Origin of the sequence: Staphylococcus sp. HMSC063F05 (assembly GCF_001837075.1) — a bacterium.
Classification (GTDB): domain Bacteria; phylum Bacillota; class Bacilli; order Staphylococcales; family Staphylococcaceae; genus Staphylococcus; species Staphylococcus epidermidis.
Window position 1 is genome coordinate 65,289 of sequence record NZ_KV831342.1, and the last position, 15,886, is coordinate 81,174.

Genomic DNA, 15,886 nt, shown 5'->3' on the forward strand with positions numbered 1-15,886 from the left:
AAAACACTTGTTTTAATGACAAAATGAAAAGGAGTATATCTAATGAGAGAAAAAGTTAGATTTACACAAGCTTTTAAATTATTTTGGACTAACTATTTTAATTTTAAAGGACGCTCACGTAGAAGTGAGTATTGATTTGCCATGTTATGGCATTTAATTTTTATGATTCCTACAATTATTGGTTACTCTTTTGGAATGTTCTGTTTAATATCAAGTGAAACTTTTAAAAGTAAAGGATTTCTCTTGTTGGGGGTAGGAATTTTTATCTTTTCTTTAATTTATATTTTGATTTATAGTTTAGTTACATTAATACCTAATGTTGCGATATTATCAAGAAGATTCCATGATCGCTCAATGACGATGACTCTTCCGATTATTTTTTATGTTTTCACTGTCATTGTATCAGGTTTTAATTATTTACCAAATATAGATAATTCAGCGGTATTAATATTTATGGGAATTATCTGCTTAATCTACTGGATTGGGTCGATATTAATATTAGTATTGACTTGCTTAGATAGTAAAACAGAGTCTAATAAATATGGACCAAGTCCAAAGTACAATCGTAACGAGACAAATTTCCATGGTGATAATGCTAATCCAGTTGATAAATAAAATTTAAACAATAATATAGCCCGAGACAATCATGATTGTCTCGGGTACTTTAATTGTATTGATAGTTTGTGATTGAATTGAAAATGCCCATGCATTATGCGTGAGCGTTATCAAGTTTAGTTATTATCCTTGTATGGCTTTATATGTATTTCAGCTCTTTTGTTGTCCTCCCTCTGATAACAAAATCTCAAGTTAAGATTTAATTATCAAGTTTACTTATTTTAGTGATACCTAGTTTGTTCTTCATGCTATATGATGATAGAAAAATACATGTTTATAGCAAACCGGAATTTATTAAACGTCATCAAGTCAATAAAAACCAATGAATTTAAGCTTAATATTAATTTCGCAATATCTATTTGCTGCTTCATATCAAAAAACATAATTGAAATTGTGTATGCTAAAAATTTTATATGTTAGCACCTACGTTAATAATTATCTCAATGATTCATATCACTGTGGAACTTCATATGCAGCGATGTACGATTGTATCAACGCTGACATGTTTATTCATTTCAACTTTAATCACGGTATCGTTGATTCAAATTAAACGTCTTAAAAAGGATAACAACTTAAATCAAATATGATAATTCAGGATATTGACGACCTAATAAATCATGTAGTTCACAATATTTATGGTAGAGTGGTTTATAAGCTTGAACTTTTTGGATTTCAGGTTCTTGTATATAAGCTATAGGTTGCTTCATAGATAATGCCGCCTCTTTTAATGTACTATATGCATTCCCAACATTTGCACCTAACATCGCTGCACCTAATGCTGAAGCATTAGATGAATCTATGACGACAACCCTTTTATTTAAAACATTTGCATAAATTTCAACGAGTAATTTACTCTTTTGTGGGATACCACCAGACGCATACACTGTATGAACAGGAATATGATTATCTTCAAATTGTTTCATAATTAATTTTGTTCCAAATGCTGTAGCTTCAATATATGCTCGATGAATCATTTCATACGGTGTTTGAAGTGTAAGACCAAAGATACTTCCAGTTAGATGACTATTACTAAGTATACTACGATTTCCATTCAACCAATCTAAAACAACAACATGTTGTTCTTCTATTCTAATGTGACTTGCTAATTCCTCTAAATAGTTAAGCACAGGCATATGATGTTCATTTGCTTGATCTACAATATGTTTAGGTGCTTGGTTCTTTGAGTATTCAAACAAATCACCGACAGCTGGTTGACCAGCTTCATAGGCATATAATCCAGGTATAATAGCATTTTTAACTGAGCCAGTTATTGAAGAAATGGGTACTTGTCTTGAATCTAGCATGAGATGACAAGTACTTGTACCAATGACTGCAGTGAATTCTCCAGCTTCTATTGCCCCAACACCTAAGACGCCAGAATGTGCATCTATGATAAAAGGTGAAACCTGGACATCTTGAGAAAGCCCCCATATTTGTTGATAGTCTTTACATAAACGACCTGCACTTTCTCCAATTGATATGATTGGCGCTTCACATTTTTCTTTGACGATTTTAGGTAAATCAGGATCCACGCTATGGAAGAAGTCGTAATTAAATCCAGCTTCATTGTCCCAAAAACCTTTAAAACCAATACCACAATTTGATCGTATATTTGAATTTGTTAGTATACTAGTGATGTAATCTCCAGCTTCCATTATATACCGTGCTCTTCTAAGTATTTCTGGTGCTTCATGTTTAACTTCCAGGATTTTCGGTATCATCCATTCGCTATTTACGCTTGAGCCATAATAATCTAACCAATTTTTATTCTTACTCATCTGAATCATATAGTTTGCCTCATCTTGAGCTCCATGATGTTTCCATAATTTTACGTACGCGTGTGGATTTGTCTTTAAATCTTCATGACGATGAAGCGGTTCAAATTGTTCATCGAGAAAGATAATTGTACTGCTTGTAAAGTCGACTCCAATTCCAACCACATCGTTTTTATTAACTTTACTATCTTCTAATACAAATTGAACGCCTTGTTCAAGAATTTGTAAATAGTCGTCAGCATTTTGTAAGAAGTAGTTTTCAGGTAACGGTTTATCATATAATGAGTTCATATAAGTTCCGTTCGCATAGTCTTCCTCATATCTTGATATGATATGTCCGTTGGATGTGTCAGCTAATATCACTCTTCCAGAAGCGGTTCCAAAATCAATTCCTATACTATAACTCATGTGTATGCCTCCTATATATAGCGTAATTGTAATAAATCATATTGTTCTGAGTCGACGATTTGATGTTTAAGTATAGTTTACATGAATGTAAGTGTTTACAAAAATGATAATTATATTTTCGAATCATCTTACATACAATTTATTTACGTTAATTGCCGAAATCTATGGAATATTACAAGAAAAAGTGTAACAATATGTAAGTGAAACACTGCTGATAAAAGTTGAATTTAAAAAGTCTTATATTGCTATTTTCAAGTATAAAGTGTTTGATATGTTTAGCCAAAAAGCTACCCCTTTATGGCAGACATCTTAAAAAATCAGGGGATTGAAAGTAATTTAAGACTTTAAACGTTCTTCTATTTAAAAATTTGTCCAATTAAAAGCAGATGTTCTTATATCATTATTAACTTTTAAATCAATCGCGAGGCTGGCGATTATAAATACAACTTAAATTGATATAAGTAAGTTATTATAAACACTGTTAAATAAGGTGATGAGGGAATTAGGACAGGTGTGGTAGAGGTTTTAGTCATTGAAATATAGTTAGAGGAGCGTTAATTTTACAAGGTTGAAAGGGAGATTATGTAATGATATCTAAAGTTGAACATCAAAGACACGGTTTAGATTTAATTAAAATTGATAATGACGATACGAAAATTGTATTTACAAACTATGGTGCAAGAATTGTTTCTTGGAAATACCATGATAACAATATCGTTTTAGGGAATGTAGTAGAAGCGGATGAATTTTATTTTGAAGAACCTTTTAATTTTGGTGCTACGATAGGTCGCTATGCGGGTAGAATTGAAAATGCATCATTTAAATTAGATGATGATACTTTTCAATTAGAATCAAATGATGGTCAACATCATTTGCATGGGGGCAGTTATGGATTAAATAGACGTATTTTTGATTATGAAATAGTTGATGATATTGGACAAGTAAAGATTATATTCACAACAACGATTAAAGAAGAAGAGGACAATTATCCTGGAGATATGATGGTAAAGGTTATTCACACTTATGATGCCAATCATCGATGGTCCGTACAATATGAGGCAAAATCAACAAAAAAAACAGTATTTAATCCTTCAAATCATGTTTATTTTAATTTGAATCGTGATAACAATGTTGTCTATAACCACTGTATAAATAGTTCAGCATTAAAAATGTATATGTTAAATAATAAACATATTGTTAAAGAGGGGCAATCTCTTGATTTACATCGATTATTGGATACAAATAAAGTCTATTTAAAAGATATTTTTGAAAGTGACAATGAAACTTTGCAACAACAAATTAATCATTATAATGGCATTGATCATCCTTTCGAATTTGGTGGAAATGAGCTTACCATTGATAATTCTGAATTTGAACTTAATATTAAGACTGATATGCCTCATTTTGTAATGTTTACGTTTAATGATCCACAAGTTTGGAACAATAATTTTAATATTTATAAGGCGCATTCTGGATTTTCCATCGAAACTCAATATATGCCTAATGATATAAATATGTACGGCGCCAAAGCTCAGTCTATTTTAGAGGCAGATACATTATTTACATCTAAAACAAGTTTTCAAATTCATGAAAAGTAGTATTGATGATTATCATCATTCATTGCAATACATATGAGAGTCTGAGCTTAAAAGTTTCAGACTCTTTTTAAACTATTTATCGTCAGATTTAATGAATTTTCTATTTTCGGCACGCGTTTTCATTTTCTGTAGTTTTTTCTTTCGATCAGGTGAAAGATAAGGATTTCGAAGTGCATGATAGATTAATCTTAAATTATTTCGCTCATTATAGAATAGATGATTTAAGTCTTTCACAGATAGACGTGTGTTTGATTCTGCCTTTTTAATGAGTTTTAAATTATCACTCTGATGTACATATCCTTCTTTTATAACTCTAAAATAAAATCCAGTTTTACCAGATTGCGACATTTTTTGAACTAAATTAGGTATTGCATATTTAGCTTGAATTTTCCAACAAGGTTCTCGTATATCTGATACTTCTATGATTGTATCGCCTAGTTGATACTGATTACCAAAATAAACATCTGCTTCATCTAGATGTTCAACTGTCAAATTCTCTCCAAACATTGCAAATTCAGGTAATTGATCTAAGTCATCTTTAAATAATTGATAATTAGATTTACTAAAACAACATATCGCTTTATGTATACCACCATGGTTATGATAGGCTTGTTCATCGTCCACGAACCCAAGTCGATTGAGCCACATTTGACCTTTAAAAGGAATTTTGTTTAACGCTGATTGCATTGGTTTATAGTTTCCATAAGACAATGTTTCTATTTTGCCAATAGATATGGCATTCACTTTAATCATGTATATCACGACCTTTTAATTTATAAGTTATTATCAAGTGTTGATATAAATAGTTTAACAATAAAATGAAATGATTAATATGAAATAAAAAATGAGGTATGTTAAAAATTTGAATCTCATGTAGAATATAATTAGATACTTTTATGAAGAGGAGAGCAACGACACATGAAAGATGCAAAAGAGCTAAAATTGATGACCTTAGAAGATGTACTTAGTCAAATTGAAAATGGTATGACAATCGGAATAGGAACAGGGAGCACAATTGAATTATTAATTCCCCAAATTGCTGAATTAATTCAGCAAAAGAATTATACAATTACCGGCGTCTGTACTTCTAATAAAACAGCATTTTTAGCTAAAGAATTAGCTATGAATATAGTTGATGTAAATGATGTTGAGAAAATCGACTTAGCAATAGATGGCGCTGATGAAGTAGACAGTGCGCTTAACCTTATTAAAGGCGGTGGTGGAGCCTTATTTAGGGAAAAGGTCATAGATGAAATGGCTGACCGATTTGTCGTTGTTGTAGATGAAAGTAAACTCGTCAACTATTTAGGAGAAACATTTGCATTACCAGTTGAAGTCGATAAATTTAATTGGTACCAAGTTGCCAAAAAAATTGAGCGTACTTATGATATTCATGTAAGCAGAAGAGTTAATGAAGATGTACCGTTTATAACCGACAATGGTAATTACATATTAGATTGTTCATTGCAAAATAGAATTCCTGCTTATGAGCTACACGAATTTTTAATTCATTTAACTGGCGTTCTTGAAACAGGATATTTCCTCGATATTGCCGATCAAGTAATAGTAGGAACACAAGAAGGCGTAAAAATATTAAATAAAGAAACTTAGCAATTATATTAAGCTAAAATATTAAACTGAGATAAAGCATTTGTGTGTTTAAGTGATTAAGTTACACAAACAATACATATTAGAGTTGTAAAGACATGAATGACATACAATCTTATCATATTCATTGAGTCCTCCAATTTGTAATAAAGTTAGTTCAATAACTGATTTGTGCTGAACTCCGAAAATGTAAGATTGTATGTTAATTTTTGTTTTCTGTGTTATTGATTGAGGCAAGCATTTATATTTTGTTTAAATTCAATTTTGTTATAAACGTTAATATCAATTTATCTAATTGATGTAAGACATTAACTAATTTTTTAAGCAAAAGTTTACTTAGTGTTTTAGTAATAATTTTTGAAAAAATAGCTAGGTCTTTAGCTGGGGTAAAAGGAGGTTTTATTTTGAAAGTTGTTTTATATTTCATTTACTTTTTCGTTGCGTTTTTTGTTGTAGATTCTTTAATTAGTTTGGTATTTCCAATTGAATTTGATGTGTATACAAATTTAATTACTGCATTCATTTTTGCAGTTTTTATGACACCACTATTATTTGTATTAAAACAAGACAAAAACAAAAAATAAAATAAACATGTATAATGGAAAAATTGATAGATATTGAGAAGAATATTTAAACGTAAAAATGTTATGGTGTTTGAATATTACGATTAATAAAGTAATATGGAAAAATTAATATCCTGTTAATGCAAACCCTAATAAGTAAATTAAGATTTTAAATGCAAAAGCAGTTATCATCTCAATAGTTCTAATGAAACGCAATAAATTATTTTTAATCAATATAGCGAATTTATATTGATTATTATTTAAATTGATAGATATGAAAAAGCCAGTCCAATGATTAAGGTGTCGAACGTAATCACTGGACTGGCTTATTTATACATTTTAATACTAAAAATAAAGAGTAATACTAAAATCAAACTTTTAGAATGCGAATCATTAACACAGGATTTATTTTAAAGTATCAATTATTAATGTGATTTATCTGTGTCGGCTTTATGATCTTCAACTTCGTGAATTTCATCTTTAACATCGTTGACAACAGATGAGTGTCTATCTTCGGTATAAGTTGAATGATCTTTAATGTTATCATTGTGAGTTGTATCCGTTTCTTTATTAACTGAAGAGGCGTCTTCTTTATAATTAGAAGTAGTAAGTGCATCGTCACTCTTATTAGGTTTCTTTGATTGATGTTTGTCATTATCAATATCTTGTTGCTTTGTTTCATCTTTAGATGATACATCATGATTTGAAGTTGAAGAGGCGTCTTCTTGACTTGGTTCTTCATCTTGAATATGAGATAAATAATTATTAGGATCAACTTCGTCTAAACTTTGTTTCGTCGTTTTATAAACAATAGCACGAATGATTAGACTAATAATAATAAATGAAACACCCACAATTGTTGTAGAAAGTGCGATGACTTTCATTGAGAAAAGGTCGCCTGTTTCTTCACTAAATAAAAAGACGAGAGCAAAAGTCATGGATGCGTGAAAAGCAGTTGCAATATAAATTGTACGACCATTAGTAGCTCTAATTAATTCACCAATAATCATTGAAAACATGAATGTATATAAGAAATGGTATCCGGCGTATTCTACACCATATGTCGTGTTAGCTGTAAATACTGAATAAATAAGACCAACGACAATACTCGCAAAAAATGTGTTCATTCTTGTTTCAAGAATATTTTGTAAGTAAGAACGGAAACCAAACTCCACTACAAAAGCCATTAAAATATGACCAATTAATATAGTTAATAATGATACTGATAAATCTGAAGTTTGTAATAGGATGAAACTATCAGCATAAGTATTAAAGCTAAACAAGCCAATCATTAAAATGATAAGTGGTAGAATGAGTGCTAAAAGTAGACGCTCAATCACTTTTAAACTGATAGAAAATTTCAATCCTGCTAATTGTTCTTTTCTGTGCTTAAATACTAATATGCACACAATTGCAGCTATGAAAGGAGCTAAATCTTTAATACTAAAGACAAAACGTTTCACTCCGATAGTCGCTTGAAAATCTCTGAGTATCACGGACAATGCCATTGTGATAACGAAAAATACAAAGACCATCATAGCCCATTGGAACCCAGAAAATCTAGAGTTTTTCATTGTATGTAACCTCCATTAGGTAACAAGCTTAAATTGATTTATTTACAATTATACATCTTACAAGCATATGTTTAAATTGTCTATTTTAATTATAATCAAAATGTAATAGTCTTGAATCATTTTGTTAGCTAATCGTAAATAATTTTATCATTATATGGGTATGTTAAAAGAGCAAGCATTGATTAAGAAAAAGTCAATAGTTATACTTTAATTAACTTAACTGATAAAAAATCAAGGGGGAGATATCATGTATCAACTTGCACAATCTAATCTATGGACAGGTCGTTTAGATAGTGAAACTGATCCTACACAATTTAGACACTTCCAAACTGTTAAATTCGGTGATTTAAGTCAATTAGATTTTTCGGATGAACACAAAGGCGTGGGCTTATTAGGATATGCAATTGATAAAGGAGTAGAATTAAACAAAGGACGTGTAGGTGCAAAAGAAGGTGCCAATGCCATTAAGCGAGCTTTTGCTGGATTGCCAGATTTGAATCAATGTGAAGAGATTATAGATTATGGTAATGTAGAACACAATCATGAGTTGCTAATAGATACACAGCGCGAATTCGCAGATCTTGCTGCTAAGTCTATCAAACGACATAAACAAACATTTTTACTTGGTGGCGGTCATGATATAGCATATGCACAATATTTAGCTACTCGTAAAGTTTATCCTGAGTCGTCAATAGGTGTGATTAATATAGATGCGCACTTTGACACACGCGATGAGGGTTATTCAACCTCTGGTACTAGTTTTAGACAGATTCTAGAAGAAGATGATAATGCAGATTATTTAGTGTTAGGTATATCTCAAGGTGGTAATACACAAGCTTTATTTAATTATGCTAAAGAAAAAGATATTCAATTTGTATATGCAGATGAATTACTACATCAGGTATCTTCCCCCATTAAAGATATGATAGAACGTTTTATCCATAATCATGATACGGTTATGTTCACAATTTGCATGGATGTAGTAGATAGTGCATTTGCACCAGGAGTCAGTGCACCAGCTGTCCTAGGAATATATCCACATACAGTTTTCGAACTTGCTAAACGGGTCATTCCAAGTGAAAAAGTAAAATCTATAAGTATAGCTGAAATGAATCCGACGTATGATTCAGATCAAAGAACTGCTAAATTAGTTGCTAATTTAGTACATCATTGTTTAATTTAAAGTTAGAAGTCGTCATGTAAAAATTTAATAATTTTAGATATATTTAGTTTCAAAATGCCTGTGATATTCGTTGATGTCTCGGGCATTTTAACATGTTGACAGTTTATGACTGAATGAGAAATAGCGTGTTAATCACTAATTAAAATGTCACACTTGTTGTCGTAATCGTACTAACCATTTATTGTGAAGATTGTTCATTTTAATATGAAAGAGAATTTTTAATGCATTTTTATCATATATTCCGATAAGCTAGGCAGTAATTAATGATAAATGTGACTGTTTAAAAATGTTTTCGCTTTTTTAAATAATTTTAATAAACTAGCTCTCAAAAATGTTGAATATTTAGAATTTTCCGATAAAATGTTAAGATACTCTTAATAAAATTGACAATTAAGTTAATTAAAAGAATGATAAATCACTAGTTAAGTATATGAATAAATTTGAAGTGTGAGAAAGGGCTGAGCGATATATGACAAATTATTCTACTTATGTAGATTGGAGAAGAACGTTTCATCAATATCCTGAACTTTCAGATGAAGAATATGAAACTACAGAAAAGTTACGAAAAATACTCAAAAGTTATGGTATACGTATACTGGAGGTACCTTTAAAAACAGGTTTAGTAGCAGAAATTGGGCAAGGAGAGGAAATGATAGCAGTAAGAACAGATATTGATGCTTTGCCTATAGAAGAACAAGTGAAGCATGAATTTACATCAAAGTATCAAGGTGCAATGCATGCATGTGGTCATGATATTCATATGGCAAGTATATTAGCTACTGGTATTCAACTAAAAGAGATTGAAGATGAATTAAATGGACGCGTTCGATTAATATTTCAACCTGCTGAAGAATTAGGACATGGTGCATTTGAAATCATAAATACTGGAGTACTTAAAGGAGCTAAAGCAGTACTTGGTTTTCATAATTATCCCACTTTAAAAGTTGGTGAATTTGCTATTAAATCGGGTGCAATTACCTCTGCTGTCGATCGTTTTGAGTTTAATGTTAAAGGTAAAGGTGCGCATGCTGCAAAACCTGAGCAAGGAAATGATCCAGTCATCGTCGTAGGACAACTTATCAATAGTTTACAAACTATTGTGAGTCGAAATTTATCAGCTTTTGATAGTGCAGTTGTAACAATCGGTGAAATTTCTTGTGGTAACACATGGAATGTTATAGCTGACAAAGCTTATATACAGGGCACTGTTCGTTCATTCGATGAGGATATACGTCATTATATTGAAAATAGGATGAAAAATATTGCTGATGGTTTAAGTCGTGTTTTTAATGTGGATATTGATTTAACTTATTCAAGACTACCTGGTGCAGTAGTAAATGATGCACATCTAACACAAGAAGCAATCGAGGTCGCTAAAAATGTTGGCTATCATGTATCAATGCTCGATGAACCGGTTACTATTGGAGAGGATTTTTCAGGTTATACAGAAGAATACCCCGGTGTTTTCGCATTTATTGGCTCCGACAGTAAATATGATTTACATCATCCTAAATATCATCCAGATGAGCGTATTTTGGAAAAAGTTCCTCAATATTTCGTTCAGCTCGTTCAACGTTTATTGACATAATTTTATAAATTGAAGTGATTTCAGATTTTCTATGATTAAACGTACATGATAACTGGGTATACAGAAAGCATTAAATGAATTAGGAGATGATTTGAAATGTCAGCTCAAGATCCGCGCAATAAATTTAAAACTGATAATTATGAAAAACAAGAACAAGAAGTTCCAGGTATACAAGCTAAAATGTCACCACAACCAGATTGTGGGGAAGATTCTTATCATGGCCACCATCGATTAGATGGCTTTAAAATACTAGTGACTGGTGGCGATTCAGCAATTGGACGTGCGGCAGCAATTGCTTATGCTAAAGAAGGTGCAGATGTAGCGATTAATTATTTACCAAGTGAACAACAAGATGCCGATGATGTAAAACAGATTATTGAAAATGTTGGGCAAAAAGCTATCTTAATTCCTGGTGATATTAGAGATGAACAATTCAACTATGACATGGTTGAAAAGGCTTATCAGCAATTAGGTGGTTTAGACAATGTAACGTTGGTTGCTGGTCATCAACTTTATCAAGATGAATTATCGGAGTTTAAAACTCAAGATTTTACCGAAACGTTTGAAACGAATGTCTATCCGGTATTTTGGACAGTCCAAAAAGCGCTTGAGTATTTACAACCAGGAGGCTCGATTACAACAACATCTTCAGTTCAAGGTTATAATCCTAGTCCAATTCTTCATGATTATGCTGCAACGAAAGCTGCAATTATATCTTTAACAAAGAGTTTTTCAGCCGAACTTGGCCCTAAAGGTATTCGTGTTAACTGTGTTGCACCTGGACCGTTTTGGTCACCACTTCAAATTGTCGGTGGACAACCACAAAGCGCTATACCTACTTTTGGACAAAACACACCGTTAGGACGTGCCGGCCAGCCAGTTGAATGTGCTGGGACATATGTGTTATTAGCCTCTGATGATGCAAGTTATATTACCGGTCAAGTATATGGTGTGACTGGTGGGACTCAAATAGATTAACTTAACTATAGCATGTTGATTAGTATATATTTTTCGAAGTGAAAGCACGACGAAGGTGCTAAACATCATACAAACCTATACAGTTTAATATAAGATTTGTTTATGATAATAAGCGCCTAGGACAAATATCAATGTCCTAGGCTTTCTTATCTTATAGGCTAACAGTGATTCAATTGAATATACGATCTTCTTTAACTTTTTATTTATAATTATGTCTGCAAAGGGACAACAATAGTTAAATAGTAAATTTTATATTTTTAATAAAAATTGATTGGATTGATTGATAGTGAAAAAAATAAAAGCTGAAACACTTTCAGATATGCAAAATTATAAATTACTTAGTGGAAGTATTATACCTAGGCCGATAGCATTTGTAACTACTCAAAATTTAAAAGGGGATATCAACGCAGCCCCGTTTAGTTTTTTTAATGTAGTTAATCATACACCACCTATGATTGCAATTGCTGTTCAACGTACAAAGGGAAATAGAAAAGACACCTCAATAAATATAGAACAATCAGGTGAGTTTGTAGTGCATATTACTGATGAGGCTATTGTTAATGATGTGAATGAAACTGCTGCCCCGTTAGAATATGGTGTTAATGAACTTAAAAGAACCTCTCTAAGTATGATTGATTCAGATTTAATTAAAGTTCCAGCAATCAAAGAAGCAAAAGTAAGGTTTGAGTGTAAGCTTCATCAAATAGTACAATTGGGCAACAAAGATAACGGGAGTGATTTGATAATTGGTGAAATTGTCGTGTACCATATCGATGAAGAAGTTTATTTTGAAGATAGTAAAATTGATGCAAATCAATTAAATCCGGTAGCTAGGTTAGCTGGAAATGATTACTCTTTGTTAGGTCAAACATTTACGGTTAATCGGCCTACCTCATAAAAATAAAAATACATATGTAAATCTCATTTTAAGGGTGTCATTGATGAAAGCATATCTATATAAATTCATGCCATTGCTCATTTTCGTCATAGGACTGATTATCTTTTACGTTTTTAATGATTATCCCACATTGATACATGTCATAGTGATTATTGCTTTTATAACGAATGGATTGAAAAATGTATATTTTGTTAATAATAATATTAGAAATCATATGATATGGGTGAGCCCTAAACTCGATCGTATCCTTGGTATGATTTCGGGCATACTATATTTTGGTATTTACGTGGTTGGCTTTATAAAGCAACAGCCTTTATGGATAGTGATACTTATTCTAGTATCAACAGTGGGTACTGCGGTTTTATTAGAAACAAAATTACATATTACATCACTTCAATTAGAGGAGACGTTATCATCTGAACGGATAAAACGTAAAGTAATATCAAGACATAAAGCACAACGTCTTAAGTGTATATTTTTTACTGTGATTGTTGTAGTAATCATTTCAATGCTCATATCATTATATTTAAAGTTGATGGTTATTTTTGGACTTGCAGTAACGATTTTTATCTTAGCATCAATAAGTGTGGCTATTTTCGAAAAATACTTTACTATTATTGAAAATATGTAAACTATTATTAAAATATTTAAAATAATAAGTGTTGACGTTATTGCAAATATCTTGTAACGTTAAACACAATTCAATAACTTATCAAGAGAAGTGGAGGGACTGGCCCAAAGAAGCTTCGGCAACATTGTATCATGTGCCAATTCCAGTAACCGAGAAGGTTAGAAGATAAGGTTAAACACGACGTTAACTGAGACTGGGGCATGATTACGTGTCCTGGTTTTTTATTTTTGAGTTATTGATTAAATAGATAGGAATTTTTTAGTATAAAATCTATCAATCCATTATACGGGAAAGTAGGTTAGATTATGAAAGAGATGAAGAATGGCAATGCTTGGGCATTAATTCCTTTATTGTTATTTGTCTTACTATTTCTAGGTGTTGGTATTATTTCTGGTGATTTTACCACTATGCCATTAAATGTTGCTATTACAATTACTGTTATTGTTGCCTTACTTATGAACCGCAAGGAAACTTTTGCAAAAAAAGTAGAGGTATTTACAAAAGGTGCAGGTCACTCTAATATCATTTTGATGATGCTTATTTTTATCCTTGCTGGAGCTTTTTCGACGACTGCTGAAAAAATGGGAGGCGTGTCATCTACAGTTAATTTAGGCTTATCACTTATTCCTCAAAATCTAATAATTGTTGGGCTATTTATTATTTGTATGTTTGTATCAATTTCAATGGGGACTTCTGTTGGCACAGTTGCAGCTATTGCACCAGTAGGTTTTGGATTTGCACAAGCAACAGATGTACCAGCTGCATTAGCCATGGCAACAGTTGTTGGGGGAGCGATGTTTGGTGATAATCTATCTATGATTTCTGATACCACTATTGCAGCAGTAAGAACACAAAAAACAAAAATGAGTGATAAATTTAAAGTCAATTTTAAAATTGTACTACCAGGTGCGATTATTACAATCATCATTTTATTCTTTTTAACAAATGGTATTTCTATAGATCATACTAAAAACTATGATTATAATTTAATTAAAGTCATACCATACTTATTAGTTTTGATTCTTGCGTTAGTTGGTATTAATGTAATTATTGTATTAATAGGAGGTACTGTATTAGCCGGTATAATTGGACTGATTGATGGTTCTTTTGGTTGGAATGGCCTTTTAAATGCTATTTCTAAAGGTATTATCGGAATGGAAGATATTGCTATGATTGCATTGCTTATAGGTGGTCTAGTAGGAATTATCCAACATAATGGTGGTATTGATTGGTTGCTTAATTTTGTAAGGTCAAAAGTAAAATCAAAGCGTGGTGCAGAACTAGGTATAGCGAGTTTAGTGAGTGCAGCTGACATTTCAACAGCAAATAATACAATTTCTATTATTATGGCTGGACCATTAGCTAAAAATATTGCTGATGAATATGATGTCGATCCAAGGAAATCAGCAAGTATATTAGATATCTTTGGTGGGTGTTTTCAAGGATTATTACCATACAGTCCACAAGTGATTTCAGCAGCAGGTGTAGCCGGAATTTCCCCATTCCTAATGTTACAATATAGTATTTATCCAATATTATTAGGTGTTTGTGGATTAGTAGCAATTATTTTAAGAGTACCTCGTTTAAATCAATCGTCAAAGAAATAAAATATGCCCCATAGTATATATTGACTGTCAACAATCTTATGATTGTTGACAGTTTTATAATGACTCTTTGATACACACCATCTGTATTTTATTTTTAAGTTGAGTATCAAACAATTTAGAATAACAGTAAAATATTGATAAAGACAAGACTATACACTCAATCTTGAATTTAAAAAGTTAAAAATCACTAAAATTATAAGTTTTATTTAATATAATTTAATTTTATAGAGCTCAAAGTTTGTGACCTAGCTCAAATACGTTAAAATAGTATTAAGAGTGAAAGTAGGTGAAATGAAATGGCAAAATATAATGTGGAAAATGAATATGTAGAAATCGACATTGAGAGATTACTCAAATATACACCAGAGGTCGTTTATGAGGCATGGACAAAAACAGATATCTTAAAAAAATGGTTTATGACCACTCAACGCACGAATAAATCATTTGATGCAGATATTCAAGAGGGAGGAAAGTATCGCATCATTGATAGTAGAAACGGTAAACAAAACATCATTGAAGGTACATATGAAGAGTTAGTTTTAGATGAATATATCAAGATGACGATTGGAATGCCAGGACTAAGTGAGGAAGAGGATGTCATTGAAGTAGAGTTCTTTGAAAGAGAGAATGGCGGAACTCAAATGTTCTTTTACTATCGCTCTTTTGTTGAAAAGGAAAGACGTTTAACAACATTAGAATATAAGCAAAAGAAAAAAGAATATCATGATTCAACAGCACATGGATTTGAATTGATGATTGATCAAATGCAAAATGTGATAGATGAAATTGAGGAACAGCGTCATAACTAAACTGAAAAGAGGCTGGGACATAATTCCCTAGCATAATAGCCAGTAAATGAG

Annotated in this window: 14 protein-coding genes, 1 pseudogene and 1 riboswitch; of the genes and pseudogenes, 11 read left to right on the plus strand and 4 right to left on the minus strand. The window is 31.5% G+C overall.

Annotated elements, in window-relative coordinates:
• The first annotated feature begins 42 nt into the window (after window positions 1-42).
• Window positions 43-615 (plus strand): annotated as a pseudogene (locus HMPREF2576_RS07075) (DUF805 domain-containing protein).
• 572 nt (window positions 616-1,187) lie between these two features.
• Here HMPREF2576_RS07075 and HMPREF2576_RS07080 read toward each other — a convergent pair.
• Window positions 1,188-2,798: a ribulokinase gene (locus HMPREF2576_RS07080; RefSeq protein ID WP_002456635.1), complete on the minus strand. Its 1,611-nt coding sequence runs from the start codon at window positions 2,796-2,798 to the stop codon at window positions 1,188-1,190.
• Between the two features lie 587 nt (window positions 2,799-3,385).
• Here HMPREF2576_RS07080 and HMPREF2576_RS07085 point away from each other — a divergent pair.
• On the plus strand, window positions 3,386-4,396 hold the full coding sequence (locus HMPREF2576_RS07085; RefSeq protein WP_070856466.1) for an aldose epimerase family protein: 1,011 nt from the start codon (window positions 3,386-3,388) through the stop codon (window positions 4,394-4,396).
• A 72-nt stretch (window positions 4,397-4,468) separates the two neighbouring features.
• On the opposite strand, the gene HMPREF2576_RS07090 is transcribed toward HMPREF2576_RS07085, so the two are convergent.
• Window positions 4,469-5,149, minus strand: a complete 681-nt coding sequence (locus tag HMPREF2576_RS07090) for an MOSC domain-containing protein (RefSeq protein WP_001831436.1) — start codon at window positions 5,147-5,149, stop codon at window positions 4,469-4,471.
• 165 nt (window positions 5,150-5,314) lie between these two features.
• On the opposite strand from HMPREF2576_RS07090, the gene HMPREF2576_RS07095 reads away from it, so the two are divergent.
• Window positions 5,315-6,007 (plus strand): ribose 5-phosphate isomerase A, encoded by a 693-nt coding sequence (locus HMPREF2576_RS07095; protein WP_001831586.1) that lies wholly within the window; start codon window positions 5,315-5,317, stop codon window positions 6,005-6,007.
• 238 nt (window positions 6,008-6,245) lie between these two features.
• Here the strand turns inward: HMPREF2576_RS07095 and HMPREF2576_RS12645 are convergent, their stop codons facing one another.
• Complete coding sequence (locus HMPREF2576_RS12645; protein ID WP_002438420.1) at window positions 6,246-6,431, minus strand: hypothetical protein; 186 nt, start codon at window positions 6,429-6,431, stop codon at window positions 6,246-6,248.
• Here HMPREF2576_RS12645 and HMPREF2576_RS12335 point away from each other — a divergent pair.
• Window positions 6,409-6,588: a hypothetical protein gene (locus HMPREF2576_RS12335; protein WP_001831484.1), complete on the plus strand. Its 180-nt coding sequence runs from the start codon at window positions 6,409-6,411 to the stop codon at window positions 6,586-6,588. The two genes, HMPREF2576_RS12645 and HMPREF2576_RS12335, sit on opposite strands and share 23 nt — an antisense overlap.
• Before the next feature lie 404 nt (window positions 6,589-6,992).
• Here HMPREF2576_RS12335 and HMPREF2576_RS07105 read toward each other — a convergent pair whose 3' ends face one another.
• Window positions 6,993-8,141, minus strand: a complete 1,149-nt coding sequence (locus tag HMPREF2576_RS07105; RefSeq protein ID WP_001831571.1) for a peptidoglycan release complex CPBP-like subunit SdpC — start codon at window positions 8,139-8,141, stop codon at window positions 6,993-6,995.
• A gap of 247 nt (window positions 8,142-8,388) precedes the next feature.
• Here HMPREF2576_RS07105 and hutG point away from each other — a divergent pair, with 247 nt between their 5' ends.
• From hutG to HMPREF2576_RS07140, 7 genes are all read left to right on the plus strand, one after another.
• Entirely contained in the window at window positions 8,389-9,324 is a 936-nt protein-coding gene (hutG, locus tag HMPREF2576_RS07110) for a formimidoylglutamase (RefSeq protein ID WP_070856464.1), read from the plus strand.
• A 469-nt stretch (window positions 9,325-9,793) separates the two neighbouring features.
• Complete coding sequence (locus tag HMPREF2576_RS07115; protein ID WP_002456634.1) at window positions 9,794-10,912, plus strand: amidohydrolase; 1,119 nt, start codon at window positions 9,794-9,796, stop codon at window positions 10,910-10,912.
• A gap of 96 nt (window positions 10,913-11,008) precedes the next feature.
• Window positions 11,009-11,890: an SDR family oxidoreductase gene (locus HMPREF2576_RS07120; protein WP_002456633.1), complete on the plus strand. Its 882-nt coding sequence runs from the start codon at window positions 11,009-11,011 to the stop codon at window positions 11,888-11,890.
• 286 nt (window positions 11,891-12,176) lie between these two features.
• Entirely contained in the window at window positions 12,177-12,788 is a 612-nt protein-coding gene (locus tag HMPREF2576_RS07125; RefSeq protein WP_002456632.1) for a flavin reductase family protein, read from the plus strand.
• A gap of 43 nt (window positions 12,789-12,831) precedes the next feature.
• A complete protein-coding gene (locus tag HMPREF2576_RS07130) occupies window positions 12,832-13,419 on the plus strand; it encodes a hypothetical protein (RefSeq protein WP_002438426.1) in 588 nt (195 codons plus the stop codon).
• 75 nt (window positions 13,420-13,494) lie between these two features.
• A riboswitch (SAM riboswitch) is annotated at window positions 13,495-13,591 on the plus strand.
• 133 nt (window positions 13,592-13,724) lie between these two features.
• On the plus strand, window positions 13,725-15,026 hold the full coding sequence (locus HMPREF2576_RS07135; RefSeq protein ID WP_001831611.1) for a Na+/H+ antiporter NhaC family protein: 1,302 nt from the start codon (window positions 13,725-13,727) through the stop codon (window positions 15,024-15,026).
• Window positions 15,027-15,322: 296 nt separating this feature from the next.
• Window positions 15,323-15,835 carry an SRPBCC family protein gene (locus tag HMPREF2576_RS07140; RefSeq protein ID WP_001831493.1) on the plus strand — a complete coding sequence of 171 codons (513 nt, stop codon included), beginning with the start codon at window positions 15,323-15,325 and terminating at the stop codon, window positions 15,833-15,835.
• Window positions 15,836-15,886 lie beyond the last annotated feature (51 nt).

What these genes read in the sequence shown, in the direction of transcription:
- HMPREF2576_RS07080 (WP_002456635.1), bottom strand. Translation starts at nt 2,798, where the DNA reads ATGAGTTATAGTATAGGAATTGATTTTGGAACCGCTTCTGGAAGAGTG.
- HMPREF2576_RS07085 (WP_070856466.1), top strand. Translation starts at nt 3,386, where the DNA reads ATGATATCTAAAGTTGAACATCAAAGACACGGTTTAGATTTAATTAAA.
- HMPREF2576_RS07090 (WP_001831436.1), bottom strand. Translation starts at nt 5,149, where the DNA reads ATGATTAAAGTGAATGCCATATCTATTGGCAAAATAGAAACATTGTCT.
- HMPREF2576_RS07095 (WP_001831586.1), top strand. Translation starts at nt 5,315, where the DNA reads ATGAAAGATGCAAAAGAGCTAAAATTGATGACCTTAGAAGATGTACTT.
- HMPREF2576_RS12645 (WP_002438420.1), bottom strand. Translation starts at nt 6,431, where the DNA reads ATGAAATATAAAACAACTTTCAAAATAAAACCTCCTTTTACCCCAGCT.
- HMPREF2576_RS07105 (WP_001831571.1), bottom strand. Translation starts at nt 8,141, where the DNA reads ATGAAAAACTCTAGATTTTCTGGGTTCCAATGGGCTATGATGGTCTTT.
- hutG (WP_070856464.1), top strand. Translation starts at nt 8,389, where the DNA reads ATGTATCAACTTGCACAATCTAATCTATGGACAGGTCGTTTAGATAGT.
- HMPREF2576_RS07115 (WP_002456634.1), top strand. Translation starts at nt 9,794, where the DNA reads ATGACAAATTATTCTACTTATGTAGATTGGAGAAGAACGTTTCATCAA.
- HMPREF2576_RS07120 (WP_002456633.1), top strand. Translation starts at nt 11,009, where the DNA reads ATGTCAGCTCAAGATCCGCGCAATAAATTTAAAACTGATAATTATGAA.
- HMPREF2576_RS07130 (WP_002438426.1), top strand. Translation starts at nt 12,832, where the DNA reads ATGAAAGCATATCTATATAAATTCATGCCATTGCTCATTTTCGTCATA.
- HMPREF2576_RS07135 (WP_001831611.1), top strand. Translation starts at nt 13,725, where the DNA reads ATGAAAGAGATGAAGAATGGCAATGCTTGGGCATTAATTCCTTTATTG.
- HMPREF2576_RS07140 (WP_001831493.1), top strand. Translation starts at nt 15,323, where the DNA reads ATGGCAAAATATAATGTGGAAAATGAATATGTAGAAATCGACATTGAG.